This is a genomic window from Streptomyces pinistramenti, assembly GCF_020564935.1.
GTDB lineage: Bacteria > Actinomycetota > Actinomycetes > Streptomycetales > Streptomycetaceae > Streptomyces > Streptomyces pinistramenti.
The window spans coordinates 73,572-98,272 of record NZ_JAJCXB010000003.1 but is presented as its reverse complement, the minus strand read 5'-3'; the positions used below and the strand labels follow the sequence as shown (position 1 = coordinate 98,272).

At 70.7% G+C, this 24,701-nt stretch carries 24 protein-coding genes; 5 read left to right on the top strand and 19 right to left on the bottom strand.

The genetic code is table 11. The features are described 5' to 3' along the window. Positions 1 to 128: 128 nt before the first annotated feature. Positions 129 to 2,090, bottom strand: coding sequence for an NAD-binding protein (locus LIU39_RS03415; RefSeq protein ID WP_227044764.1), 1,962 nt, complete (start codon positions 2,088 to 2,090; stop codon positions 129 to 131). A 432-nt stretch (positions 2,091 to 2,522) separates the two neighbouring features. Between LIU39_RS03415 and LIU39_RS03410 the strand changes: the two genes are divergently transcribed. Then, the gene (locus LIU39_RS03410; RefSeq protein ID WP_227044762.1) at positions 2,523 to 3,191 is read left to right on the top strand and encodes a potassium channel family protein; all 669 of its coding nucleotides are present in this window, start codon (positions 2,523 to 2,525) and stop codon (positions 3,189 to 3,191) included. Next, positions 3,188 to 3,859, top strand: a complete 672-nt coding sequence (locus tag LIU39_RS03405; protein WP_227044388.1) for a potassium channel family protein — start codon at positions 3,188 to 3,190, stop codon at positions 3,857 to 3,859. Before LIU39_RS03410 ends, LIU39_RS03405 begins: the two co-directional genes overlap by 4 nt. A 108-nt stretch (positions 3,860 to 3,967) precedes the next feature. On the opposite strand, the gene LIU39_RS03400 is transcribed toward LIU39_RS03405, so the two are convergent. From LIU39_RS03400 to LIU39_RS03385, 4 genes are all read right to left on the bottom strand, one after another. Beyond that, positions 3,968 to 4,858, bottom strand: coding sequence for a DUF3159 domain-containing protein (locus LIU39_RS03400; RefSeq protein WP_372463796.1), 891 nt, complete (start codon positions 4,856 to 4,858; stop codon positions 3,968 to 3,970). A gap of 3 nt (positions 4,859 to 4,861) precedes the next feature. Then, entirely contained in the window at positions 4,862 to 5,260 is a 399-nt protein-coding gene (locus LIU39_RS03395) for an OB-fold nucleic acid binding domain-containing protein (protein ID WP_227044385.1), read from the bottom strand. A gap of 95 nt (positions 5,261 to 5,355) precedes the next feature. After that, positions 5,356 to 6,039 (bottom strand): response regulator, encoded by a 684-nt coding sequence (locus LIU39_RS03390; protein WP_227044382.1) that lies wholly within the window; start codon positions 6,037 to 6,039, stop codon positions 5,356 to 5,358. 103 nt (positions 6,040 to 6,142) lie between these two features. Further along, positions 6,143 to 8,698 carry an ATP-binding protein gene (locus LIU39_RS03385; RefSeq protein WP_227044378.1) on the bottom strand — a complete coding sequence of 852 codons (2,556 nt, stop codon included), beginning with the start codon at positions 8,696 to 8,698 and terminating at the stop codon, positions 6,143 to 6,145. 567 nt (positions 8,699 to 9,265) lie between these two features. Between LIU39_RS03385 and LIU39_RS03380 the strand changes: the two genes are divergently transcribed. Further along, entirely contained in the window at positions 9,266 to 9,787 is a 522-nt protein-coding gene (locus tag LIU39_RS03380; protein ID WP_227044756.1) for a GNAT family N-acetyltransferase, read from the top strand. A gap of 46 nt (positions 9,788 to 9,833) precedes the next feature. On the opposite strand, the gene LIU39_RS03375 is transcribed toward LIU39_RS03380, so the two are convergent. From LIU39_RS03375 to LIU39_RS03335, 9 genes are all read right to left on the bottom strand, one after another. Continuing rightward, positions 9,834 to 10,673 carry a pentapeptide repeat-containing protein gene (locus LIU39_RS03375; protein ID WP_227044374.1) on the bottom strand — a complete coding sequence of 280 codons (840 nt, stop codon included), beginning with the start codon at positions 10,671 to 10,673 and terminating at the stop codon, positions 9,834 to 9,836. 169 nt (positions 10,674 to 10,842) lie between these two features. Further along, positions 10,843 to 11,514 (bottom strand): ABC transporter ATP-binding protein, encoded by a 672-nt coding sequence (locus LIU39_RS03370; RefSeq protein WP_227044753.1) that lies wholly within the window; start codon positions 11,512 to 11,514, stop codon positions 10,843 to 10,845. Positions 11,515 to 12,175: 661 nt separating this feature from the next. Continuing rightward, positions 12,176 to 12,847, bottom strand: coding sequence for a potassium-transporting ATPase subunit KdpC (gene kdpC, locus LIU39_RS03365; RefSeq protein ID WP_372463795.1), 672 nt, complete (start codon positions 12,845 to 12,847; stop codon positions 12,176 to 12,178). Then, positions 12,844 to 14,943 carry a potassium-transporting ATPase subunit KdpB gene (kdpB, locus tag LIU39_RS03360; RefSeq protein WP_227044368.1) on the bottom strand — a complete coding sequence of 700 codons (2,100 nt, stop codon included), beginning with the start codon at positions 14,941 to 14,943 and terminating at the stop codon, positions 12,844 to 12,846. Before kdpB ends, kdpC begins: the two co-directional genes overlap by 4 nt. Before the next feature lie 32 nt (positions 14,944 to 14,975). After that, positions 14,976 to 16,691, bottom strand: a complete 1,716-nt coding sequence (gene kdpA, locus LIU39_RS03355) for a potassium-transporting ATPase subunit KdpA (protein ID WP_227044365.1) — start codon at positions 16,689 to 16,691, stop codon at positions 14,976 to 14,978. 7 nt (positions 16,692 to 16,698) lie between these two features. Then, positions 16,699 to 16,788, bottom strand: a complete 90-nt coding sequence (gene kdpF, locus LIU39_RS03350) for a K(+)-transporting ATPase subunit F (RefSeq protein WP_046925563.1) — start codon at positions 16,786 to 16,788, stop codon at positions 16,699 to 16,701. Positions 16,789 to 17,238: 450 nt separating this feature from the next. After that, positions 17,239 to 18,012 (bottom strand): DUF3710 domain-containing protein, encoded by a 774-nt coding sequence (locus LIU39_RS03345; RefSeq protein WP_227044362.1) that lies wholly within the window; start codon positions 18,010 to 18,012, stop codon positions 17,239 to 17,241. Between the two features lies 1 nt (position 18,013). Continuing rightward, the gene (dut, locus tag LIU39_RS03340) at positions 18,014 to 18,535 is read right to left on the bottom strand and encodes a dUTP diphosphatase (RefSeq protein ID WP_227044359.1); all 522 of its coding nucleotides are present in this window, start codon (positions 18,533 to 18,535) and stop codon (positions 18,014 to 18,016) included. After that, positions 18,532 to 19,125: a PaaI family thioesterase gene (locus tag LIU39_RS03335; protein WP_227044357.1), complete on the bottom strand. Its 594-nt coding sequence runs from the start codon at positions 19,123 to 19,125 to the stop codon at positions 18,532 to 18,534. Before LIU39_RS03335 ends, dut begins: the two co-directional genes overlap by 4 nt. A 58-nt stretch (positions 19,126 to 19,183) precedes the next feature. On the opposite strand from LIU39_RS03335, the gene LIU39_RS03330 reads away from it, so the two are divergent. Next, a complete protein-coding gene (locus LIU39_RS03330; RefSeq protein WP_227044355.1) occupies positions 19,184 to 19,627 on the top strand; it encodes a DUF3093 domain-containing protein in 444 nt (147 codons plus the stop codon). A gap of 69 nt (positions 19,628 to 19,696) precedes the next feature. Here LIU39_RS03330 and LIU39_RS03325 read toward each other — a convergent pair whose 3' ends face one another. The 4 genes from LIU39_RS03325 to LIU39_RS03310 form a co-directional block, all read right to left on the bottom strand. Further along, positions 19,697 to 20,425 (bottom strand): hypothetical protein, encoded by a 729-nt coding sequence (locus tag LIU39_RS03325; protein ID WP_227044352.1) that lies wholly within the window; start codon positions 20,423 to 20,425, stop codon positions 19,697 to 19,699. A gap of 103 nt (positions 20,426 to 20,528) precedes the next feature. Continuing rightward, complete coding sequence (locus LIU39_RS03320; RefSeq protein WP_016575747.1) at positions 20,529 to 20,831, bottom strand: DUF4193 domain-containing protein; 303 nt, start codon at positions 20,829 to 20,831, stop codon at positions 20,529 to 20,531. A gap of 567 nt (positions 20,832 to 21,398) precedes the next feature. Continuing rightward, a complete protein-coding gene (locus tag LIU39_RS03315) occupies positions 21,399 to 22,658 on the bottom strand; it encodes a sensor histidine kinase (RefSeq protein ID WP_227044350.1) in 1,260 nt (419 codons plus the stop codon). Between the two features lie 15 nt (positions 22,659 to 22,673). Continuing rightward, positions 22,674 to 23,327 (bottom strand): response regulator transcription factor, encoded by a 654-nt coding sequence (locus tag LIU39_RS03310; protein WP_227044348.1) that lies wholly within the window; start codon positions 23,325 to 23,327, stop codon positions 22,674 to 22,676. A gap of 305 nt (positions 23,328 to 23,632) precedes the next feature. Here LIU39_RS03310 and LIU39_RS03305 point away from each other — a divergent pair, with 305 nt between their 5' ends. Next, positions 23,633 to 23,806, top strand: coding sequence for a hypothetical protein (locus LIU39_RS03305; RefSeq protein WP_227044346.1), 174 nt, complete (start codon positions 23,633 to 23,635; stop codon positions 23,804 to 23,806). A 74-nt stretch (positions 23,807 to 23,880) separates the two neighbouring features. Here the strand turns inward: LIU39_RS03305 and LIU39_RS03300 are convergent, their stop codons facing one another. After that, entirely contained in the window at positions 23,881 to 24,681 is an 801-nt protein-coding gene (locus LIU39_RS03300) for an inositol monophosphatase family protein (protein WP_227044344.1), read from the bottom strand. Positions 24,682 to 24,701 lie beyond the last annotated feature (20 nt).

Below are 24,701 nucleotides of genomic sequence, written 5' to 3'. Positions count from 1 at the left end.
CCGCACGAAGCCGCGACCGCGGGCCGCCCCTCGCCCCGGCGAGCCCTCCGCCGGCCTCCCCCGCACCTGTCCACCACTTCTCGCACTCCTCACCCGTTGATTGCCGGATCCCGGACACCGGGACACCCTCAATCCTGCCGGATCCCGGCAGCGGCCGGACGCCGGCCCAGCAGTTCGCCGAGCCCCCTGCGGGTGGCGGCGAGCAGCACCCGGTCCTGCGGCCGCAGGACATATCCGTCGCCCAGCTCGTGCACGAGGTGCGCGGGTTCGCGTTCCTGGCCGGTCTGTTCGGCGGCGGGAGCCTCGTCCGCCTCGGGGTCGTCGGGTGCCGAGGTGTCCACGGCCAGCACCCGCAGCCGGCCGGGGCGCAGCACCTCGGCGAGGGTGCGGCCCTCCAGCGCCGGATGCCCGCGCGCCTCGACGCGGGCGACCAGCAGCACCCGGCGCTCGACGGGTACGGCACCGATGATCTGACGGCCCATCATGGCGCCGGCGAAGGCGGGCGCCGCCAGGAAGGTGACGCTGCGACTGCGGGTCAGGGCGCGCGGGTGGGCGGCGCGCAGGGTGCGGTAGACGGCGGTGGCGAAGCGGTCGTCGAACAGCCGCAGCGTCACCCGCAGCCGCGGGGTGAGCGAGCGGGCGTAGAGGGCGGCTTCCAGGTTGGTGCTGTCCACGCTGGTCAGCGCCAGCAGGGTGCGGGCCCGTCCGATCTTGGCCGCCTCCAGGACGCCTTCGTCGGTGACGTCCCCCAGGACGGTGGGCACCCGCAGCCTGCGGGCCAGCGCGATCCCGCGCGCATCGGGGTCGGCCTCGATGCACACCACGGGAATGCCCATCTCGTGCAGCCTGGCCAGGACGCGGGTGCCGACCTTGCCGAGACCGAGCAGCACCACGTGACCGGACAGGCCGCGCGGCGGACGGCGCAGGGCGGCGGCGCTGCGGAACGTCCCCAGCGCCTCCAGGACCGCCGCGATCAGCACCGGCAGCAACAGCAGCCCGGTCAGCCCGGACAGCAGTTGCAGCACCTTGCGGGCGAGCGGCTCGTCGATCGCCGGGTCGTTGATGGCGAAGAGGTCGAGGAGGGAGAGGTAGACGGCGTGCAGCGGGGGTTCGCCGGTGGTGAGGGTGGAGGCGACGGCGAGCGCCAGCACCGCGCCGACGATGCCGGCCAGCGAGAGGCGCAGCCGCCGGGAGAAGAACGAGCCGAGCGGGGCGCCGCGGCCGCGCAGCGCGCGGGGGCGCTGCTGCCGCCCCGCGTAGGAGACGGCCTCCAGGACGACGGAGCTGCGGCCTTCCGCGACGGCCGCCGTGGCCATCCGGTCGTCGGGGAGCATCACCGGCCCGTCGTCGGCGCCCGGACCGCCGTGCGCGCCACCGTCGTCCGCCGGGTCGTCGCCGGACGGGGACAGCAGCGCGAGGGTGCACAGGGCGGGCCCCGGACGGCCGGACGTGCCCGGCGCGCGCTCCACGGCGCGCAGCAGCAGCCCGTCCGCCTCGATGACCTTGCTGGTACCGGCGACGGCGGTGGCCGTGAGGGCGGGCGCCACGGTGTCGGCGTCGGAGAGCACGGTGGTGGAGGCGTCCACGGCCCCGGCGCCCTCCGGATCGTCCCGGGCGGCCACCGCAGCCGCCTGGTCGAGCAGCTCTTCCAGCTGCTGGCCGAGCTTGCGGTTGTAGAGCCGGATGACCAGCCGCAGGCGGGGGTTGAGGCGGCGGGCGCGCAGCGCGGCGTGGATGTTGGTCTCGTCGTCGTCATAGACCAGCGCCAGCGCACCGGCTTCCGGAACCCGCGCCTCGATCAGCGTCCCGTCGTCCGCCTCCGCCGACTCCAGGATCCGTATGGCCTCCTCGGGCGGCTCGTCGCCGTCGGCTCCGGACGCGTCGGACGGCAGCAGCGAGGTCCTGGCCATCGCCGCCGAGACGCGTCCCAGCAGGGCGGTGGCCCGGCCCAGACCGGGCAGTGCGGGCAGGACGCGCGGGCGGTGCGGTTCCCGGGCGGAGGGCAGGACCAGGGTCACCCGCTCGCGGTAGACGTCCCGCAGCTCGGCGGCGATCCGATGGGCGAGGGCGTCGTCGCCGCAGATCACCATGTGCGGGGGCGGCGGGGGCTGGGGGGACTGTTGAGGCAGGTTGGGCACACCGCGTAGGTTGCCTCATGATCACCGGGCGGCGCATCCGGTGGCAGGCACTCCGGATACCCCCGCTCCGCCGCACACGAAGCCGCCGCACGCACCCCCGCAGGCCAGCCCGCGGACACCCGCCCCACCCACAGGACACCCTCGATACGGAACCCGCGTCATCACTTCGGTTGGTGTCCGGAACGTCACCAACCGTGCACGCTGTCCTTTCCCGGACCGGAACGCACCCGCGGATGAGGGCGGCGCAGGAGATGCGGCATAAGCTCGTCCCCCGGGCAACGCCGAACGCCGTTGCCCCGTTGTTGCCCGGCAGGCGGAGAGAGAAGAGTGAGCAGGGTGTTTGTGCAGGTCAGCGGGATGATCAGGACTGCGGGGTAGGTGAAGGTGCACATCGTCATCATGGGATGCGGGCGCGTCGGCTCCGCACTCGCACAGACCCTGGAGAGCCAGGGCCACACCATCGCCGTCGTCGACCAGGACCCGACCGCCTTCCGCCGCCTGGGCTCCTCCTTCGGCGGCCGCCGGGTGACCGGCGTCGGCTTCGACCAGGACACCCTGCGCGAGGCCGGGATCGAGGAGGCGGGCGCGTTCGCCGCCGTCTCCAGCGGCGACAACTCCAACATCATCGCCGCCCGGGTGGCCCGCGAGATGTTCGGCGTCGAGAACGTCGCGGCCCGGATCTACGACCCGCGCCGTGCCGAGGTCTACCAGCGCCTGGGCATCCCCACCGTCGCCACCGTCCGCTGGACCGCGGACCAGATGCTGCGCCGGCTGCTGCCGTCCGGCGCCGAACCGCTGTGGCGCGACCCCAGCGGCGGCGTCCAGCTCGCCGAGGTGCACACCTCCGCCTCCTGGGTCGGCAACACCATCGGCAAGCTCCAGGAAGAGACCGGCGTCCGCGTCGCCTTCCTGACCCGGCTGGGCGAGGCGATGCTGCCGACCTCCCGGACGGTCCTGCAGGAAGGCGATCTGGTGCACGTGATGATGCGCGTCGACGACGTCGAGACGGTCGAGGCGGCATTCGCCGAAGGACCTGAGGAGGCCCACGCATGAGGGTCGCGATTGCCGGCGCGGGCGCGGTGGGCCGTTCCATCGCGGGCGAACTGCTGGAGAACGGGCACGAGATCCTGCTCATCGACAAGGCGCCGACCGCCATCTCCGTCGAGCGGGTGCCGCTCGCCGAGTGGCTGCTGGCCGACGCCTGCGAGATCACCTCGCTGGACGAGGCGGCGCTGCAACGCTGCAACGTCGTCATCGCGGCGACCGGAGACGACAAGGTCAACCTCGTCGTCTCGCTGCTCGCCAAGACCGAGTACGGCGTACCGCGGGTGGTCGCCCGGGTCAACAACCCGAAGAACGAGTGGCTCTTCAACGAGTCCTGGGGCGTCGACGTCGCCGTCTCCACCCCGCGCCTGATGTCCGCCCTGGTCGAGGAGGCGGTGAGCGTCGGCGACCTCGTACGGCTGCTGCGCTTCAGCCACGGCGACGCCAACCTCGTCGAGCTGACGCTGCCCCCGGAGGCGGCCCTGGCCGGCACCCGGGTCGGCGATGTGGAGTGGCCCGAGGACACCTCCCTGGTGACGATCATCCGCGGCACGCGGGTGCTCACCCCCAACAAGGAGGACGCCCTGGAGGCGGGCGATGAGCTGCTGTTCGTCGCGGCCCAGTCGCGCGAGGAGCAGCTGGAGGACCTGCTGTCGGTCCGCCGGAAGGAAAGCTGACACCACGGGCGGGCCCGCGCGCACGGCGCAGCGGCCCGCCCGGCAGGCAAACACCGCAGGGCCCGGGAACCGAACGGTTCCCGGGCCCTGCGGCACTTCGGTGAGCGGTCAGCGGCGGTGGCGCGGCCCGTCCTGCGACCGCCCGCGGACACCCGCATCCGCGGCTTCGGGCACGGCGCCCTGCGCCGGCCCGTCCACGGCAAGGCCGCGCTTCGCGCGCTCCTTCGCCTCCTGCTCCGCCTTCTCCTCGGCCTCCATCTCCGCGAACACGTCGATCGGCGCCGGCGCCTTCGCCAGGAACACCCAGGTCAGGTAGACGGCGAGGAGGAACGGCGGGATCTTCAACGCGATCAGCACCCAGCCGAGCTGAGCGGTGTCGGCCCACCAGTACAGCGGGAAGAGAATCGCGCACTTGGCGAACAGGATCAGCCCCCACGCCCAGCTGGCCTTCGCGTACGCCTTCTTGCGGCCGGGGTTACGGGTGCGCCAGGACAGGTTCTCCTTGAACACCGGGCCCAGGATCAGCCCGATCAGCGGGACACCCGCGACGGTCGTCACGATGTACGCCACCGCGAGGCCCAGCGTGTACAGCATCCCCGGCAGGTAGAAGTCCTTGGCGTTGCCGGTCATCATCGCGAAGACCACACCGAACGCGACGCCGAAGACCCCGCCGAAGGCGTGCTTGACGGTGTCCTTGCGGACCAGCCGCACCGCGGCCAGCACCAGCGAGACCGCCAGCGCGGCGATTGCCGAGACGTGCAGGTCCTTGTTCACCGTGAAGATCGTGACGAACAGCAGGCCCGGCAGCACGGTCTCCACCATGCCCCGGACCCCGCCGAACGCCTCGAACAGGGCCGCCTCGGTAACGGTCTTGCCGTCGGCGGCCACTCCTGGCGTGCCCGCGCCCGCGGCCGGGTCTGCGGAGGAGTCCGGGTGCGCAGCGGCGGCGGGCGGGGATTCTGCGAAAGCGTCAGTGGTCGGTCGGTCGTGAGACGTCACCGGCTACTCCTGTCCGAGCGGTCGGAGTTCGTACTTCGGATTGAAGAGCACCCGGCGTCCGTGGCTCATGGAGACCCGGCCCGAGGCGATGAGCTTGCGGCCCGGCTCTATGCCGACGATGGAGCGGCGGCCGAGCCACACCACATCGAGCGCGGCCGAGCCGTCGAACAGCTCCGCCTCCAGCGCGGGCACACCGGCACGCGGCCGCAGCGTCACGTGCCGCAGGGTGCCGGTGACCTTCACGATCTGCCGGTCGTCGCAGTCGCATATACGGGTGCAGCCCGTCGCCTGCGTATCCTCCCGCAGCTCGGCGGTCTGCAGCTCCTCCTCGGAGGACGACAGCCTGTCGAGCATCCGGCGGAAGCGGCCGGCCGGCTTCTCGGATCGGATCCCAGCACTCATAACTCCAGCGTACCGGTGCGCCGGACCCCCGATCACTGCCCGGACACCCTCTTCACCGTCCCGCGCGGCGTACGAACCCCGCGGACGGCCGCCCCTCACCGCTCGAACCGGTACCCCATCCCCGGCTCCGTGACGAAGTGCCGCGGATGCGAGGGATCGCCCTCCAGCTTGCGGCGGAGCTGGGCCATGTAGACCCGCAGATAGTTGGTCTCCTTGCCGTACGAAGGACCCCACACCTCCTGGAGCAGCTGCTTCTGGCTCACCAGGCGGCCCGCGTTGCGCACCAGCACCTCCAGGAGATGCCACTCGGTCGGTGTCAGCCGGATGTCGCGGCCGTCCCGGTTGACCTTCTTCGCCGCGAGATCGACGGTGAAACCCGCCGTCTCGACGATCACATCGGCCCCCGCTGAACCGGTCGGCTCCGCTCTGCGCACCGCCGCCCGCAGTCTGGCCAGCAGCTCATCCATGCCGAACGGCTTGGTGACGTAGTCGTCCGCCCCGGCATCCAGCGCCTCGACCTTCTCGTCGGACGTCTGCCGGGCGGACAGCACCAGGATCGGCACCCGCGTCCAGCCCCGCAGCCCCTTGATCACCTCGACGCCGTCCATGTCGGGCAGCCCGAGGTCCAGCACGATGACGTCGGGATGCCGGGCAGCGGCCAGTTTCAGGGCACTGGCCCCGTCGGCTGCGGCATCGACCTCGTACTTGCGCGCCTTCAGGTTGATCACGAGGGCGCGGACGATCTGCGGCTCGTCATCGACCACAAGCACCCGGTTCACTGGCGTTCTCCTCGCGGTATCGGTGTCCACGGGTCCGGGCCCGCGGAAGGAAGAAGGGGGGCGGGCGGAGCGGCGGCCTGTCCCGCCCCGCGGCTCACGCGGCTCATGTGACGGCCTGGGCCGGCAGATCCGGCCTGACCGGCGGACGCCCCGGCGCCGCCCGCACCGTGAGCACCATCGTCATCCCGCCGCCCGGGGTGTCCTCCGCGACGAGCGTGCCGCCCATCGCCTCGGCGAACCCGCGCGCCACGGCGAGCCCCAGGCCCACCCCCGCGCCGCGCGGCGCGTCACCATGACGCTGGAACGGCTCGAAGATCCGGTCCTTGGCCTCGTCCGGCACGCCGGGACCGCGGTCCACGATCCGCAGCTCCACCCGGTCACCCAGCGCACTCGCCGCAACCAGCACCCCCGTGGCGTCCGGGCTGTACTTCACCGCGTTCTCCACCAGGTTGGCCACCGCACGCTCCAGCAGCCCCGGATCGACGGCGATGATCGGCAGCTCCTCCGGGATGTCCAGCGTCACACTGTCCTCCGGCACCCCACCGAGCGCCATCGGTACCACCTCGTCGAGATCGATCTCCCGGATCAGCGGGGTGACCGTGCCGGTCTGCAGCCGCGACATGTCCAAGAGGTTGCCGACCAGGTGATCGAGCCGGTCGGCGCCCGCCTCGATGCCGGCCAGCAGCTCCGCCTCGTCCTCCTGCGACCAGGCGACGTCGTCGGAGCGCAGCGAGGTGACCGACGCCTTGATACCGGCGAGCGGCGTCCGCAGATCGTGACTGACCGCGGCCAGCAGCGCCGTCCTGATCCGGTTGCCCTCCGCCAGCTCCTGGGCCCGCGCCGCCTCCCCCACCAGCCGCTGCCGGTCCAGGACGACGGCGGCCTGTGCGGCGAACGCCGCCAGCACCCTGCGGTCCTCGGCGGGCAGCACCCGCCCGCTCAGCGCCAGCGCCATGTGGTCGCCGACCGGCATGTCCACGTCCGCGTCCTCGGGCCGCAGCAGCTCCGTGCCGTCCGACACCTCCCCCACCCGGCCCGCGCAGGTCCACGGATCCACATCGCTCTGCCGCTCCAGCAGCGCCACCGCGTCCATCGCGAACGTCTCCCGCACCCGCTCCAGCAGCGCGTCCAGACTCGTCTCGCCCCGCAGCACACTGCCCGCCAGGAACGACAGGATCTCCGACTCGGCGCGCAGCCGGGCCGCCTGGTGGGTACGGCGGGCCGCCAGATCCACGACCGAAGCAACCGAGACCGCCACCGCGAAGAAGATCACGATGGCGACGAGATTCTCCGGATCGCTGACCGTGAGGGTGTGCGTCGGCGGCGTGAAGTAGAAATTCAGCAGCATCGACCCGACAGCCGCCGACGCCAGCGCAGGCAACTGCCCGCCGAGCAGCGCCGCGACCACCGTCAGGAACAGGAACAGCAGCACGTCATTGGCCAGGCCCGGCCCCTCCTCGACGCTGGTCAGCAGCAGCGACAGCAGCACCGGCGCCACCACCCCCACCAGCCAGCCGGCGATGATCCGCGCCCGCCCCAGCCGGGCACCGCGCGCCACCGGCAGCCCGCGCCCCTTGGCGACCTCGCCGTGCGTGACGATGTGCACGTCCAGATCGGGGCCCGACTCCCGGGCGACGGTGGCACCGACACCGGGCCCGAACACGTACTGCCAGGTCTTGCGGCGGCTGGAGCCCAACACGATCTGGGTGGCGTTCACGCCCCGCGCGAACTCCAGCAGTGCCGCCGGAATGTCGTCCCCGATGACGTGGTGGAACGTCCCGCCCAGGTCCTCCACCAGGGTGCGCTGGACGGCCAGTTCCTTGGGCGAGGCGGACGTCAGCCCGTCGCTGCGCGCGATGTACACGGCGAGTACCTCGCTGCCCGAGCCCTTCGCCGCCATCCGCGCGGCACGGCGGATGAGGGTACGGCCCTCCGGACCGCCGGTCAGCCCGACCACTATTCGCTCGCGCGCCTGCCAGGTGGAACGGATGGAATGCTCGGCACGGTACTGCTGGAGGTATTCGTCCACCCGGTCGGCGACCCACAGCAGCGCCAGCTCGCGCAGCGCCGTGAGATTCCCCGGGCGGAAGTAGTTGGACAGCGCGGCGTCCACCTTGTCCGACTGGTAGATGTTGCCGTGCGCCATCCGACGACGCAGCGCCTGTGGCGACATGTCGACGAGTTCGAGCTGCCCGGCCCGGCGCACCACCTCATCCGGAACGGTCTCCTGCTGCCGGACACCGGTTATGGCCTCGACCACGTCCCCGAGCGATTCCAGATGCTGGATGTTGACCGTGGAGATCACATCGATGCCGGCTTCCAGCAGCTCCTCGATGTCCTGCCACCGCTTGCCGTTGCGCGAACCGGGAACGTTGGTGTGCGCCAGCTCGTCGACGAGAGCGACGGCCGGCCTGCGCTCCAGAACCGCGTCGACGTCCATCTCGGTGAACGCCGCGCCCCGGTACTCCATCTCACGGCGCCGCACCTGCTCCAGCCCGTGCAGCATCACTTCCGTACGCGGCCTGCCGTGGTGCTCGACGAACGCCACCACGAGGTCCGTCCCCCGCTCCACACGGCGGTGCGCCTCCGACAGCATCGCGTACGTCTTGCCGACGCCAGGTGCCGCGCCGAGATATATCCGTAGCTTGCCGCGTGCCATGGCCTCATTGTCTTACGTGAAGGCCGCCCCCACCGGGCTGGACCTGCTCCGACAGTACCTACCCCCGGAGCGGACAAACGCCCAGGAGGCCGAGGCGGGGAAGGGTTTTGACGCGACCCTGATGTCGCGCCGCACCCCTGACGGCCAGCGCGACGAGCCCCCGAACCGCTCTCTCCGGCCCGGCAAAACCGCAGCTCCGTCCCGGTTCCGTCCGTCGGAAGCGCCCGGTCCCTGCCGTTGTCGACGGACTGCGACGATGTGTGCTGTGACGGTTACGGCGGGGGCGGCCGGCCGGTACGGCAGGTAGGGCCGGCCGATTCGACCGACTGCCAGGGCCGACCTACGGCTGATCGTTTACGACTGAACGCTACGACCGGGAGAGCTATGAGGACGGAAAGGACCGCCGTGGGCGAAGGCACTGATGAGGGTGGTGTGGGCGGAGAACGCTGCGCGGCCGTTGAGACTGGTGCGGCCGGTGACGCCCCGTACAGCGCATCGGCGGTGGCACCTGAGCAGGGCCATCCACCAGGCGCCGACCACCCCACACCTCCCGGCAACGCGACCACCTTGCGCATCGCCCACACCGCCGACCTCGACGCGACCACCCTCCGCTCCGCCCGCGCCCTCCTCCACGATGTCTTCGACACCATGACGGCCGAGGACTGGGAACACGCCTGCGGCGGCCTGCACGCCCTGATTCACGAGAACGGCGAGCTGATCGGGCACGCCTCCGTCGTCCAACGCCGGCTGCTGCACGGCGGCCGGGCCCTGCGCTGCGGCTACGTGGAGGGCGTCGGCGTCCGCGCGGACCGACGCGGGCGGGGCCATGGCGCGGTGCTGATGGGAGCCCTGGAACGGGTGGTACGCGGCGGCTACGACCTGGGCGCCCTCTGCGCCTCCGATGCAGCCACCGCCTTCTACACCGCTCGCGGCTGGCAACTCTGGCGCGGCCCGTCCTCGGCCTTCACTCCGGAAGGCGTCCGCCCCACCCCGGACGAGGACGGCAACCTCTACGTCCTGCCGACCACCGTCCCGCTCGACCTCAGCACCCGCCTGACCTGCGACTGGCGCGACGGCGACCTCTGGTGACAGACCCTTCGACGCCCGGCGCCACGTGTCTCCCGCACCGCACCGGTCACCGCGACCAGTGCCCTGGGCGGCTCAGCCCCGACGGCAGCTTCGTCGCCGCGTCCCCCTTGGCGGCATTGAGCTGCGACTGGGTCAGGAAGAGGCAACCGGTGAGGTCGGCTCCGCTCAGGTCGGCGTCCCGGAAATCCACCCCGATCACATCCGCCGACCGCACATCGGCACCCTTGAGGTCGGCCGCGATCAGATACGCGCCCCGGAGGTTCGCGCCCCGCAACGCCGCACCCCGCAGCCTGGCCCCCATCAGGTCGGCTCCCCGGTGGTTCTTCTTACGCCCCGGCACCTCCGCCCGTACCAACTCGCTGGTCCGCAGCAGCAGCCCGCTGATCTCGTGACGGATCGTCGCCACGTCCGTCCCGATGAGCGTTTCGGCGCTGCTGCGGGTGAGGGCGTCGAGGTCGTCGTACGCCCGCCGCAGTTCACCGTGGAGCGAACCGGCCTGCGGCAGCGCCAGCGCCTCGGTCAAGTACCAGAGCAGTTCATGGAGTTGACGCATCACGGGAAAGACGTCGAACATCTGGCGGGCGGTGTGCGGCGCCTGCCGCCAGTCCTGGCCCCCGTACGTCGTCTGCGAGACCTTCTGCCCCGCGCCGAAGCAGTCGAAGACCGTGCAGCCGGAGAAGCCCTGCTCGCGGAGGCTGCTGTGGATGCCGCAACGGAAGTCCGTCTGCAGATTCCCGCACGGCGTGCCCGCCGCCTTGTCCACCGCGAAGCCGGACGAGGCCGCGAAGGGCAGCGCGACACAGCACAGCCCGAAACAGTTCGCGCAGTCCGCCTGCACCTCGCTGCGTCCCCCACCGGGCACAGTGGCTTCACACTTCTCGGACACCGCGAGCCATCTCCTGCCACAAAACAAGCGCCGCCACATGCCACGCCGGGAACCCCTCATTCTCCCCGACAACCAGCGCCCCTACGGCCCACGGGGGGGAGGGGCCCCCCCCCCCCCCCCCTCTCCCTCCCTCACCCCGCCTCCGTGATCAGCCCATACTCTCCCGCGATCACCCCGCCTCCGTGATCAGCCCATCGCTCAGTTCCAGGACACGGTCGGCGAGAACGATGAGGTTGGGGTCATGGGTAGCGACCAGCGCCGTGACGCCCTCACTACGAACGACCGCACGCAGCAACTCCATCACCTCGCGCCCCGTCTCGGCGTCCAGCTGTCCGGTGGGCTCGTCCGCTATGAGCAGGGCGGGGCGGTTGGCGAGCGCGCGGGCGATGGCGACCCGTTGCTGCTGCCCACCGGACAATTCGCCGGGTCGCTGTTCCGTGTGATCGGCGAGCCCGACCAGCGAGAGCAGCAGGGCGACGCGTTCCTCCCGCTCTCGCGGCGCCACTTTGTTCAGACGCAAGGGCACCCCGACGTTCTCGGCAGCGCTGAGAATCGGTATCAGCCCGAAGGACTGGAAGACGAACCCGATGCGGTCGCGCCGCATCGCCAGGACGCCGCTCTCGTCGAGGTCCGCCAGGCACGTCCCGTCGACCGTGATCCGTCCGGAATCGGGGGTGTCCAGGCCACCGACGAGGTTGAGGAGCGTGGTCTTGCCGGAGCCCGACCTGCCTCGCAGGGCGACGAGTTCCCCTCTCGGGACGCGGCAGTTGACACCGCGCAGCGCATGCACGGCGCCGGCGGCGCCGCCGTAGCTGCGGTGCACATCCTCGACGACGACCATGGGCCCGGACGGCAGCCCTTCAGCCAACGCCGCCCCCACTCCCCTCGGCGCCGTGTCACCGCCCCGCTGCCCGCCACCGCTTCGCTCGTCCGTCATGCCCACTCCCCCGTCTTCCTCAGCTGCCTGCGCGGCGGCCCGCTCACGACCGCTCGCCCCTCCCCTGCCACCAACCTTCAACCGCTCCGGCGGTCTCCGCTCCGGCCCCCGCAGTCCCGCATCGCCGTGCGTCGCCTGCCGGTTGCGTCAGTATGCGTACGGCCCGATCCGGCAGGCAACGCCTGTGGATAACTCATGGATCCAGATCGATTTCCGCCCGGCACAGCCACATCGGCACGGCCTGCCGACGCGGATGAGCACCCCGCCCCCGGCCGACGGAGAGGTCACGCGATCCGGCCGCCGCCGAGGCACGCAGGTATCCAGACGCGGAAGGTGACCTCGGCCCGGTCAACGGTGCCGACGGCCAGGCGAACGATCCTCGCCCGGGACCAGCAGCCCTGCCACAAACGCCTGCGGTGGCCCGCGCACCCAGGCGCAAGCCACCGCAGCGTCAATCCCCGACGTCAACATTCCGCAGGGGAAGTCACCCCTCACCGCCGGTCGCGTCACCACGCGAAGGCGACAGTCGGCTGACGCGCAGGCGACATGTCACGGCGCGGGCCGGTCATCCCTTCTGCTGCACCATCTCCCTCAGGGCGGTGTTCAACTCCAGGACGTTGACGCGCGGTTCTCCCATGAAGCCCAGGACGCGTCCCGTGGTGTGGCCGGTCACCAGCCGGCGTACCGCCGCCTTGTCGAGGTGGTTTTCCTTGGCGACACGGTCCACCTGCAGCTGCGCGTACGCCGGGGAGACATCCGGGTCGAGTCCGGAACCGGACGACGTGACGGCGTCCGCCGGCACCTTCGCCTCCGGCACTCCGTAGGTCACCGAGACCCAGTGCTTGCGTTCCTTGACCGCTTTGATCAGGTCGGTGTTGCTGGCGGCCAGGTTCGTGGCGCCGGAGACCTGGAGGTCGTAGCGGGTGTTGACGCCGTTGTCCTTGTTGCTGCCCAGCCCTGCCGAGGGCCGCGGCTGGAAGAACTTGAGGTCCGGCACCGGATTGCCGTGCTTGTCGTGGCCCTTGTCGTAGCGCTGGCCGAGCAGTGACGAGCCGACGACCTTGCCCTCGGAGCGCACCTCGGACCCGTTGGCCTTCTCGGAGAAGGCAGCCTGGGCCACCCCGGTGACGGCCAGGGGGTAGAGCACCCCGCAGATGACGGTCAGGACAAGCAGGGCGCGTAGGCCCGCGGCCGCCAACCGTGCGGTGTTGCGTACGGAGTTGTTCACGACGGTCACCCGATTCCGGGGATGAGGGAGAGCAGCAGGTCGATGGCCTTGATGCCGATGAACGGTGCGATGAGGCCGCCGATTCCGTAGACGGCCAGGTTGCGGCGGAGCATCCGGTCGGCGCTGACCGGCCGGTAGCGCACTCCCTTGAGGGCCAGCGGCACCAGCGCGATGATGATCAGGGCGTTGAAAATGATCGCCGAGAGGATCGCGGAGTGCGGTCCGGACAGCCGCATGATGTTGAGGGTGTCGAGGCCCGGGTAGGCGGCCGCGAACATCGCCGGGATGATCGCGAAGTACTTCGCGACGTCGTTGGCGATCGAGAAGGTCGTCAGCGCGCCCCGGGTGATGAGGAGTTGCTTGCCGATCTCGACGATCTCGATGAGCTTGGTCGGGTTGGAGTCCAGGTCCACCATGTTCCCGGCCTCCTTGGCGGCCGAGGTGCCGGTGTTCATGGCCACGCCGACGTCCGCCTGGGCGAGCGCGGGTGCGTCGTTGGTGCCGTCGCCGGTCATCGCGACAAGCTTGCCGCCGGCCTGCTCCCGCTTGATGAGCGCCATCTTGTCCTCGGGTGTGGCCTCCGCGAGGAAGTCGTCGACACCCGCCTCATCGGCGATGGCCTTGGCCGTCAGCGGGTTGTCGCCGGTGATCATGACGGTCTTGATGCCCATGGAACGCAGGGCGCCGAACCGTTCGCGCATGCCCTCCTTGACGACGTCCTTGAGGTGGATGACGCCCAGCACCCGTGCGCCGTTCTCATCCTCCACGGCGACCAGCAACGGGGTGCCGCCGGCTTGCGAGATGGTGTCGGTGAGCTGGGCCGCGTCGTCGGCGACGGTGCCGCCGCGCTCCTGGACCCAGGCGATGACCGAACCGGTCGCGCCCTTGCGGACCTTGCGGCCGTCCACGTCCACCCCGGACATCCGGGTCTGTGCGGTGAACGGCACCCACTCGGCGTCCACCAGCTCGCCCTGGTGTCGCTCGCGCAGTCCGTATGCCTCCTTGGCGAGGACGACGACCGAGCGGCCTTCGGGTGTCTCGTCGGCGAGTGAGGACAGCTGGGCGGCGTCCGCGACCTCGGCGGCTGTCGCTCCGCGTACCGGCACGAACTCGGCGGCCTGACGGTTGCCGAGGGTGATGGTGCCGGTCTTGTCGAGCAGCAATGTCGATATGTCACCCGCTGCTTCGACGGCCCGGCCCGACATCGCCAGCACGTTGCGCTGCACGAGGCGGTCCATTCCCGCGATGCCGATGGCCGACAGCAGCGCACCGATCGTCGTCGGGATGAGGCACACCAGCAGGGCCAGCAGCACGGTCATCGACTGTCGCGCACCCGCGTAGACGGCGAACGGCTGCAGGGTGACGACCGCGAGCAGGAAGATGATGGTGAGGGACGCGAGGAGGATGTTGAGCGCGATCTCGTTGGGGGTCTTCTGCCGTGCGGCACCCTCGACGAGGTTGATCATCCGGTCGATGAAGGTCTCGCCGGGCTTCGTCGTGATCTTGATGACAACCCGGTCGGACAGCACCTTCGTACCGCCGGTCACCGCGGAGCGGTCACCGCCGGATTCGCGGATGACCGGCGCGGACTCGCCCGTGATGGCGGATTCGTCGACCGATGCGACACCTTCGACGACGTCACCGTCGCCCGGGATGATGTCGCCGGCCTCGCAGACGACGAGGTCACCGATGCCCAGGTCGGTGCCGGGCACCGATTCCTCCGCCGTGCCGTTCAGCCGGCGGGCCACGGTGTCGGTCTTGGCCTTGCGCAGTGTGTCGGCCTGCGCCTTGCCGCGTCCTTCGGCCACCGCTTCGGCGAGGTTCGCGAAGATCACGGTGAGCCAGAGCCAGGCGGCGATGGCCCAGCCGAAGCCGTCCGTAGGTGCCAGGCAGGCGAAGATGGTGGTCAGCAGGGCGCCGACCTCGACGACGAACATCACCGGCGAGCTGATCATCACCCGCGGGTCGAGCTTGCGCAGGGCGTCCGGGAGGGAGGCGATCAGTTGCCGGGGGTCGAACAGGCCGCCGCCCACGGGGCCGCCGCCTGGCCGGTTTCCGCCGGAGACGTCCTCGTGCGGGGCGCGGGTCGGGGTTGCGGTGGACATGGAGCCGGGCTCCTCCGGTTTCACGGGTGCGGTCATGACAGCCCCTCGGCGAGCGGCCCGAGGGCCAGTGCGGGGAAGTAGGTCAGACCGCTGATGATCAAGATCGTGCCGACGAGCAGCCCCGCGAAGAGCGGCTTCTCGGTACGGAGGGTGCCGGCCGTCTCGGGCACGGGCTGCTGCCCGGCGAGCGAGCCGGCGAGCGCCAGGACGAACACCATCGGCAGGAAGCGGCCGAGCAGCATGGCGAGGCCGATCGTGGTGTTGTACCAGGGGGTGTTGGCGTTGAGCCCGCCGAACGCGGAGCCGTTGTTGTTGGCTCCGGAGGTGAAGGCGTAGAGGACTTCGGAGAATCCGTGCGGTCCTGCGCCCAGCGCCTTGGTGTTGAGGATCGAGCCCAGGGCGTCGGGCAGCACCATCGAGGCGGCGGTGAAGCCGAGTACCAGGGTGGGGGTGACCAGGAGGTAGCACGCGGCGAGTTTGATTTCGCGGGTGCCGATCTTCTTGCCGAGGTACTCGGGTGTCCTGCCGACCATCAGGCCGGCGATGAACACCGCGATGATCGCCATGATGAGCATGCCGTAGAGGCCGGATCCGACGCCGCCGGGGGCGATTTCACCGAGCATCATGCCGAGCAGCTGGATGCCGCCGCCGAACGCGGTGAACGAGGAGTGGAAGGAGTCGACGGCACCGGTGGATGTGAGGGTGGTGGCGACCGAGAAGATCGCCGAACCGCCGATGCCGAAGCGGTTTTCCTTGCCCTCCATGGCTGCGCCCGCGGCCTGCAGGGCCGGGCCGCCGTGCGCGAACTCGGTCCACATCATCAGCGCGGTGAAACCGAGCCAGATGATGCCCATCGCGGCCAGGATGGCGTAGCCCTGCCGGAGGTTCCCGATGAGCCGGCCGAATGTGCGGGTCAGCGAGAAGGGGATGACGAGGATCAGGAAGATTTCGAAGAGGTTGGTGAAGCCGTTGGGGTTCTCGAACGGGTGGGCGGAGTTGGCGTTGAAGTAGCCGCCTCCGTTGGTGCCGAGTTCCTTGATGACTTCCTGGGAGGCCACCGCGCCGCCGTTGGTCTGCTGGGTGCCTCCCATGAACTGTCCGAGCCCGTGGATGCCGGAGAAGTTCTGGATGGCGCCGCATGCGACGAGCACGATCGCGCCGATGACGGCGATCGGTACGAGCACGCGGGTGACGCCGCGCACCAGGTCGGTCCAGAAGTTGCCGAGGTCACCGGTGCGTCCGTCGGCGTCCGCCGCACCGCCCCGGGCGCGCGCCCGGACTCCGGCGAAGCCGCGGATCAGGGCGACGGCGACGGCCATACCGGTGGCGGCCGACACGAAGTTCTGCACCGCGAGGCCGGCGGTCTGCACGACGTGGCCCATGGCCTGTTCGCCGCTGTAGGACTGCCAGTTGGTGTTGGCGACGAAGGACGCCGCGGTGTTGAACGCCTGGTCCGGGCTGATCGATGTGAAGCCGAGTGACAGCGGCAGGCTGCCCTGGAGGCGCTGCAGCAGGTAGAGGAAGAGCATGCCCGCAGCGGAGAACGCCAGCACCGACCGCAGGTAAGCAGGCCAGCGCATCCCGGCGTTCGGGTCGGCGCCTATGCAGCGGTAGATCACCTTCTCGACGCGCAGATGTTTCGGGGAGCTGTAGACGGCGGCCATGTGGTCGCCGAGAGGGCGGTACACCAGGGCCAGCGCGGCTATGAGCGCTGTCAGCTGGAGCACGCCGGCAAGAACGGGGCTCATGCGGTGCTCAGAACCTCTCCGGGAAGACGAGGGCGAGAACCAGATAGCCGAGCAGGGCGACGGCCACTATCAGGCCGACGATGTTTTCCACGGTCACAGCTTCGTCACCCCCTTGGCGACGAGAGCCACCAACGCGAAGACCGCGATCGTGACGACGACGAAGGCCACGTCGGCCATCGTGTGCTCCTAGGAACGGCGGGATCGGACCCCTAGAGCAAACCGCCGCGGCGTCGGCGCACGACCGCCGTTGACGCCTCCCATACGGCGCGCGGCCTTCCCTTGACGCTTTCTCTACGCCCCCGCTCCCACCTGCACCGACAGCGCAGCGGACGCCCGCGCACAGGGGGCTCACAGCGGCATGGGGACGGCGCGCGGACCGCTTTGGCAGGGGGAAATCAAGCCGATACGAAGAGGTGCGGACAGCACAGGGGCCGTACTCCCTGTGTGGGGAGTACGGCCCCTGTGACCGTGTGAGAGGCGGGCGCTTCCGGAACCCGCGGCTCCAGGCGCTCCGCGCCGGCCGGCAGATCCCGCTCGGCGGCCCCGCTCAGCGGATCTCGGTGGTCTCCGGCCCGCGCTCCAGACGATCGACGCCGCCGCCGAAGCGCGACCCCTCGGCCGGCTCCTGCTGCACGCCGTCGGGCACCATCTGCGCGTCGTCCGGCAGCTTCAGGACGATCGGGTCGCGCGGCGCCATCGGGGCGTCACCGCGGATCACGACGGTGTCCAGGAAGATGTGCTCCAGCACCCCGGCGGCCTGCGGCTGCACCGCGCCCTGCCCGGAGATGACACCGCGCAGGAACCACCGCGGCCCGTCGACGCCGACGAAGCGCACGACCTGCACGCCGTTCGTCCCGTCCGGGAGCTGTACGGGCACCTGGGCGCGCAGTTCCCACCCGAGGGGGCCCTCGACCTCGTCGATGACGCCGCCCTGCTGAGTGATGCCGGAGGCGATCTCCTCGCGGACCTCGCCCCAGATCCCCTCGTTCTTGGGGGCGGCGAACGCCTGCAGCTGCACGGCGCTGTCCTGCAGCACGACGGTCGCGGCGACGATCGCGTCACCGGCGACCTCCACCCGCAGCTCCATGCCCTCGACGCCGGGCACGAACAGGCCGCCGAGGTCGACCCGGCCCTCGGCGGGGTCCTTGACCTCCGACGCGTCCCAGGGCCCGTCGGGACGCGGCGCGGGCGGCAGGGTGAGCCGCCGGCCGTCAGCCGCCTCTTCCCCGTCGGCCTCGTCGCTCACCGCCGCCTCGTCGGCGAGCTCCGTGTCCTCCGCCGGCTCGTGCGCAGCCTCGTTCTTCTTGCGACGTCCGAACACGTCACTGTCCTTCCCGGTCGGCACCGACCGATGCGTAGCCATTCCCGCCCGTGGAGCCGCCCACCGCCGCATGGCCGCCGGTGGATCCGAATCCCCCCTCGGCCCGCGCCGAGCCGGGAAGTTCCGCCACCTCGTGGAAGCGCACCTTCTCGACCTGCTGGACGACCAATTGGGCGATCCGGTCGAACCTCTCGAACCGCACGCTCTCGCGCGGATCCAGATTGACCACGATCACCTTGATCTCCCCACGGTACCCGGCATCCACCGTCCCAGGGGCATTCACCAACGCCAGTCCGCAGCGGGCGGCGAGGCCGGAACGCGGGTGCACGAAGGCGGCGTAGCCGTCGGGCAGCGCGATCGACACACCGGTGGGCAGCACCGTGCGCTCGCCCGGCGCGAGTTCGGCGGCCTCACGGGTCACCAGGTCGACCCCGGCGTCGCCTGGGTGCCCGTACGAGGGGACGGGTACGTCGGGGTCGAGCCGCCGCAGCAGTACGTCGACGGGATTGCGTCCCTGGCTCACGGGTTCACCTCGAAGGCACGTGCGCGCTTGACCTGGTCCGGGTCGGCCATCGCCGCCTGGATCTCCTCGGTCCTGCCATTGTCGATGAAGTGGTCGACCTTCACCTCGATGAAGACGGCGTCGGCCCGCACCGCGGCCGGTCCGTCGGGGCCGCCTATCCGGCCGACGGCGGTCGAGTAGATCTTCCGGCCGTGCACCGCGGTGACCCGCGCGTCCAGGTGCAGGACGGTGCCGAGCGGCACCGGGCGCAGGAAGTCGGTCTCCAGCCTGCCGGTCACCGCGATCACCCGCAGCAGCCAGTTCAGCGCGCCCAGCGTCTCGTCGAGCGCGGTGGCCAGCACGCCGCCGTGCGCGAGGCCGGGGGCGCCCTGGTGGGCTTCCTTGACCACGAATTCGGCGCGGACGCTCACGTCCTCGCCGGCCCGCGCCTCCAGGTGCAGGCCGTGCGGCTGTCCGGTGCCGCAGCCGAAGCAGCGGTCGTAGTGCGCGCCGAGAAGTTCTCCGGGCGCCGGCGCCTCGGGGTGCCGGACCGGGGCGACGGCGTCCTCGGGTGGCGTCAGCCGCGTCCTGGGTTCGTCAGTTCCACTCACGAGTGCAGACCCTACCCGCGCGCGTCAGGGGCCCATGCCGCCGTGCCAAGCTGGTGCCATGCAGCCGTACGAAGAACGTCTCACCGCGCCCCGCTCCTGGTGGGTGATCGCCGCCCTGGTCGGTGTCGCCTGCGCCCTGATGCTGCTTCCCGTGGGCACGCTGCCGATGCTCGGCGGGCTGGTCGGCGGGGCGGCGGTGTCCGCGGTGGTGGTGAGTTCGTACGGCTCGGCGCGGATCCGGGTGGTCGGTGACGCGCTGATCGCCGGCGATGCGAAGATCCCGCTGACCGTGCTGGGCACGGCCGAGGTGCTGGATGCGGAGGAGGCGATGGCCTGGCGTATGCACAAGGCCGACGCCCGTGCGTTCATGCTGCTGCGCAGCTACATCCGTACCGCGGTGCGGGTGGAGATCGACGACCCGTCGGACCCGACGCCGTACGCCTATCTGTCGACGCGTGAGCCGGAGCGCCTGGTGGCGGCCCTGGCAGCCGTTCGCGCCTGACCTGCGGGACGGGGGCGGCGGCCGGCGGGACGGGTCGTGGCCGGTCCTGTGCGGCTTCCTGCGGGCCGGTCAGGGGGTGCGCGAGGCGTCCGGGAAGGTGCCCCACGGCACCTGCCGGGCGCGCAGGTCCTTGCGGATGGTCGCCGCGAGCTTTCCGGTGTCCCGGCGGTTCAGGAACGCGCCGATCGCGGCGCCGACCATGAACGGGGTGAGGTTGGGCAGATTGCGCAGCGTCCGCTTCATGATCTGCTGGCGCAGTTCACGCCTCATCTGCCCGCCGAGCGCGATGTTCACCGAGGCCGGTCTCGTGATCTCGATGCCGCGTTCGCCGGTCCAGGACGTCAAGTAGGCCATGGCCCGCTGCGTACGGGTGCCCGGCGGCCGCAGTCCGTAGACCTCGTGGAGTTCGGCGATGAGCTTGATCTCGACCGAGGCCACGCCGACGACTTCGGCGGCCAGCTCGGCCGGCATGGCGGGCGGCACCGGCAGCATCGCGGCGGCACCCACGCCGGCGCCGACCGTTGCGGTGGCCCTGGTGGCGCCCGCGATGAGCTTGTCGGCGAGTTCCTCGGGGGTCAGTCCGGGGAACTGGGCGCGCAGGGTGGCGAGGTCGCGGACCGGGATCCGCGGGGCGGTGGCGATCAGCCGGTCGGCGATGGCGGCGAGTGAGGCCCGCGCGCTCCCGCCGCCTCTTCTGGCGCCACGGCCGACCCTGCCCGCGAGCGAGGCCGCGCGGCCTCGCTCCTGCGGTGCACCGGTCGTCCGCTCCGCGGGAAGGGCGGTCGGGTCGGCGGGCACGGGCGCGGTTTCCTCGCGTGATCGTGCGCCGGCCGCCGGGCCTCTTACGCCCTTGTGGCCCTTACGGAACGGGTTCACGCCTGCCACGGCGTCGACCGGTCCTTCAGGCCGCGCAGTCGCGGCAGATCGGGTTGCCGTTCTTGTCCTCCGCCGCGAGCTGGCTGCGGTGGTGAACCAGGAAGCAGCTCATGCACGTGAACTCGTCCTGCTGCTTGGGCAGGACCCGTACGGCGAGCTCTTCGTTGGACAGGTCGGCGCCGGGGAGTTCCAGGCCCTCGGCCTGCTCGAACTCGTCGACGTCGACGGCCGAGGCGGATTTGTCGTTCCGCCGCGACTTCAATTCCTCGATGCTGTCCTCGTTGAGGTCATCATCTGTCTTGCGTGGGGTGTCGTAATCCGTAGCCATGTCGCTCTCCCCCTCTGGGTGTCTGCGGTGTCTCAGCGCTCGTAACGCGTGAGAGGTCGGACTTGTGCCCGACCTGAGGCGGAGATTTTGCCTCACATCAAGGTCTGTTACTCAATCGACACCCAACCGCACCCCTGGCGAGGTGATCGGTTTGGATGGCGAACAGGACCGTACACGGTCCGAATGTCGCACCGCGCGGATGCCATCACGTGTACTTCCCGTGATCAGGGCCCCCGGAAACCCGGATTTTCCCGGCTTTCCACCGGGTGTTTTGATCACGGAGAGTTGATGCCCGGAATGCGGCTCCTGTGAGCGATCACACACGGGAGAACTGGCGGGAAAGGCGCCTGAATTCCGCGCAAAGCGAACTCGGCGAAGGATGACCGCCGCGCCACCGTCCCGTCAAACCGCGCCCAGGCCCCGAAGGGCTGTGCGGCCGCTCAGCGAGCGATCGGCCGCACAAACGTCCGAGGGGGCCGGGGCCGCCGCCCGGCGCCCCCAGCGGCCGCACAGCCGCCGCGGCGGGCCCCGTCCGTCCGGGGCGCCGCCGTCACAGCGGCGGGGCGGTCACAGCGGCAGGACGACCCGCATCGTGAGCCCGCCGCCCTCACGTGGCTCCGCCGTGATGCTGCCGTCGTGGGCACGCACCACGGAACGCACGATGGACAGCCCCAGACCGACGCCCTTGTCACTGCCGGTCCGCTCCGTACGCAACCTCCGGAACGGCTCGAAGAGGTTCTCCACCTCATAAGCCGGAACCACCGGCCCCGTATTGGAGACCACCAGCACCGCACACCCCGGCTGCGGCTCGGTGGCAACCTCCACCCAGCCGTCCCGGGGAACGTTGTAACGCACCGCGTTCTGCACAAGATTCAGCGCAATCCGCTCCAGCAGAACTCCATTGCCCTGCACGAACACCTGCTGACGCACCCCACGGAACTCCACACCCTTGGACTGCGCCTCACCACGGGACTGCTCCACCGCCTGCGCCGCCACCTCGGACAGATCGACCGGCTTCTTGTCCACGATCTTGTTCTCACTGCGGGCGAGCAACAGCAGCCCCTCGACCAGCTGCTCACTGCGCTCGTTGGTCGCCAGCAACGTCTTGCCCAGCTGCGCCAGCTCCGGCGACGCATCCGGATCCGCCAGCTGTACCTCCAGCAACGTCCGGTTGATCGCCAACGGAGTACGCAACTCGTGCGACGCATTGGCAACGAAACGCCGCTGCGACTCGAAAGCGCGGTCCAGCCTGTCCAGCATCTCGTCAAAAGTGTCCGAAAGCTCCTTCAGCTCATCATCGGGACCACCCAGCTCGATCCGACGGTGCAGATCGGAACCGGCCACCCGCTGCGCAGTACGCGTGATCCGCCCCAACGGCGACAACACCCGACCCGCCATCGCATAACCAAAGGCGAACGCCACGATCGTCAGCCCCAGCAACGCCAGCAACGAACGGTTGAGCAGGGTGTTGAGGGCGAGCGCGCGCTGGTGCTGGAGGCATTCGGCGGTCGCGCGGTTGAGCTGGTCGATGGTGCCCACGGCGGACAGTCCGGGGCAGGTGGCGCTGGAGACGCTCAGATCGCGCGCGCCGTCGATCTTGAAGGGCAGTTGGTTGCCCGTGCCCAGGGCGTCGGCCGCCAGGATGTAGATGATCGTCAGCAGCACGATTCCGGCCATCAGGAACATGCCGCCGTACAGCAGCGTGAGCCGTATCCGGATGGTGGGGCGCAGCCAGGGGAAGGGCCGGACGTTGACCGGTTTGGGATCCCAGGTGGGCTTGGGCGGTGTCGGCGGCTGCTGGGGCGTCGCTTTCGAGAAGGAAGGCATCGAGGGCATCGGCGGTCAGATCCGGTATCCCGAGCCGGGGACCGTGACGATCACCGCGGGCTCACCGAGCTTGCGGCGCAGCGTCATGACGGTGACGCGGACGACGTTGGTGAAGGGATCGGTGTTCTCGTCCCAAGCCTTCTCCAGGAGCTGCTCGGCCGAGACGACCGTGCCCTCGCTGCGCATCAGCACCTCCAGCACCGCGAATTCCTTCGGGGCGAGCTGGACCTCCCTGCCGTCGCGGAACACCTCGCGGCGATTGGGGTCGAGCTTGATGCCGGCCCGCTCCAGGACGGGCGGCAGCGCGACGGTCGTACGGCGTCCCAGGGCCCGCACCCGGGCGGTCAGCTCGGTGAAGGCGAACGGCTTCGGAAGGTAGTCGTCCGCGCCGATCTCCAGGCCCTCGACGCGGTCGCTGACGTCCCCGGAGGCGGTGAGCATCAGGACCCGGGTGGCGATCCCCAGCTCGACGATCCGGCGGCAGACGTCGTCGCCGTGCACGAGCGGAAGGTCGCGGTCCAGAACGACGACGTCGTAGTCGTTGACCGCGATCCGTTCCAGGGCGGCAGCGCCGTCGTAGACCACGTCGACGGCCATGGCCTCCCGGCGTAGTCCGGTGGCCACCGCATCGGCGAGCAGCTGCTCGTCCTCGACGACGAGAACACGCACGTCGCAATTCCTTCCCCAGGGCCCCGCCAGGCAGGGCACAACAATGTCTCAGAGCCCTTCCATCCTGCCCCGAAGAGCCATAAACCGGCGGTAAGGGGGGTGCGGAGGGGTGCCGGGGCCCCGACGGGCAGGATTCCCGGGCCGGTTGAGGTTTCCCTGAGGTTGCACGGGGGGAGGACGACTGCACACCCGCGATCACGCCCTGTACGGCGTCCACCACCGACCCCGTCCACAGGGACCATGCCGTGATCGACCCACCCGTCGGCACACCCCGTGCCACCCGACCCACGACGAGGGGGCGCACCATGGACGCGTTCACCGCAGGAATTCTGCAGCGCATAAGGAACACCGAAGCCGACTTGGACCGTGCTCGCGCGGCGGGCGATGAGTTCCTCGCCGAGGTCGAGCAGGCGGAGCTCGAGGACCTGCAGCGCCTGGCCACCGAGCACGGCGTGGAGGTCAGCGCCGCGAGCGCCTGACGAACGGCCCGTATACGCAACGGCGCCCCGGTACCCGCCAAGGGTGCCGGGGCGCAGCCGTGCCCGCGGGCCGGTCAGTCGTGCCAGGCGCCCAGGTCCTCCAGCAGCGGCTGGAGCGTGCCGAACAGTTCCGGCGACGCGGCGAGGGTCAGCTCGTGGGAGGGCGGGTCGCCCGGCCGACCTCCGGTGAGCGCACCGGCCTCACGGGCGATGAGGTCACCAGCCGCCAGGTCCCACGGGTTCAGGCCGCGCTCGTAGTAAGCGTCCAGGCGGCCGCAGGCCACGTCGCACAGGTCGATCGCCGCCGATCCGCCCCGGCGGATGTCGCGGACCTGCGGCACCAGGGTGCGCACCACATCGGCCTGCGCGGCCCGGCGCTCGGCGAGGTAGCCGAAGCCGGTGCCGACCAGCGCCTGGGAGAGCGGCGGCGCGGGCCGGTGCCGGATGGGCTCGCCGTTGTTGAACGCGCCGCCGCCGAGTACGGCGTGGTAGGTCTCGCCGCGCAGGGGGGCCGCGACCACTCCTGCGACGGTCTCACCGTCCTTCTCCGCGGCGATGGACACCGCCCAGGAGGGCAGCCCGTACAGGTAGTTGACGGTGCCGTCGACGGGGTCGATGACCCAGCGCACACCACTGCTGCCCTCGACGCTGGCGCCCTCTTCGCCCAGGAAGCCGTCGTGCGGGCGGTGCCCGGCGAGGAATTCGGTGATCAGCTTCTCGGAGGCGAGGTCCATCTCGGTGACGACATCGATGGGGCTGGTCTTCGTGGCGGCCACGCCGAGGTCGGCGGGCCGGCCGTCACGCAGCAACTGCCCGGCGCGGCGGGCGGCTTCGAGGGCCAGCTGGAGAAGTTCGTCGTGCAGCGGGTCGGACACGGGGCTCCTTGCTCGGGCGA

What these genes read in the sequence shown, in the direction of transcription:
- LIU39_RS03320 (WP_016575747.1), bottom strand. Translation starts at nt 20,831, where the DNA reads ATGGCTACGGATTACGACACCCCACGCAAGACAGATGATGACCTCAAC.
- LIU39_RS03305 (WP_227044346.1), top strand. Translation starts at nt 23,633, where the DNA reads ATGGACGCGTTCACCGCAGGAATTCTGCAGCGCATAAGGAACACCGAA.
- LIU39_RS03370 (WP_227044753.1), bottom strand. Translation starts at nt 11,514, where the DNA reads ATGGTCGTCGTCGAGGATGTGCACCGCAGCTACGGCGGCGCCGCCGGC.
- LIU39_RS03385 (WP_227044378.1), bottom strand. Translation starts at nt 8,698, where the DNA reads ATGGCACGCGGCAAGCTACGGATATATCTCGGCGCGGCACCTGGCGTC.
- LIU39_RS03315 (WP_227044350.1), bottom strand. Translation starts at nt 22,658, where the DNA reads ATGCCTTCCTTCTCGAAAGCGACGCCCCAGCAGCCGCCGACACCGCCC.
- LIU39_RS03415 (WP_227044764.1), bottom strand. Translation starts at nt 2,090, where the DNA reads ATGGTGATCTGCGGCGACGACGCCCTCGCCCATCGGATCGCCGCCGAG.
- LIU39_RS03405 (WP_227044388.1), top strand. Translation starts at nt 3,188, where the DNA reads ATGAGGGTCGCGATTGCCGGCGCGGGCGCGGTGGGCCGTTCCATCGCG.
- kdpB (WP_227044368.1), bottom strand. Translation starts at nt 14,943, where the DNA reads ATGTCCACCGCAACCCCGACCCGCGCCCCGCACGAGGACGTCTCCGGC.
- LIU39_RS03330 (WP_227044355.1), top strand. Translation starts at nt 19,184, where the DNA reads ATGCAGCCGTACGAAGAACGTCTCACCGCGCCCCGCTCCTGGTGGGTG.
- kdpA (WP_227044365.1), bottom strand. Translation starts at nt 16,691, where the DNA reads ATGAGCCCCGTTCTTGCCGGCGTGCTCCAGCTGACAGCGCTCATAGCC.
- LIU39_RS03395 (WP_227044385.1), bottom strand. Translation starts at nt 5,260, where the DNA reads ATGAGTGCTGGGATCCGATCCGAGAAGCCGGCCGGCCGCTTCCGCCGG.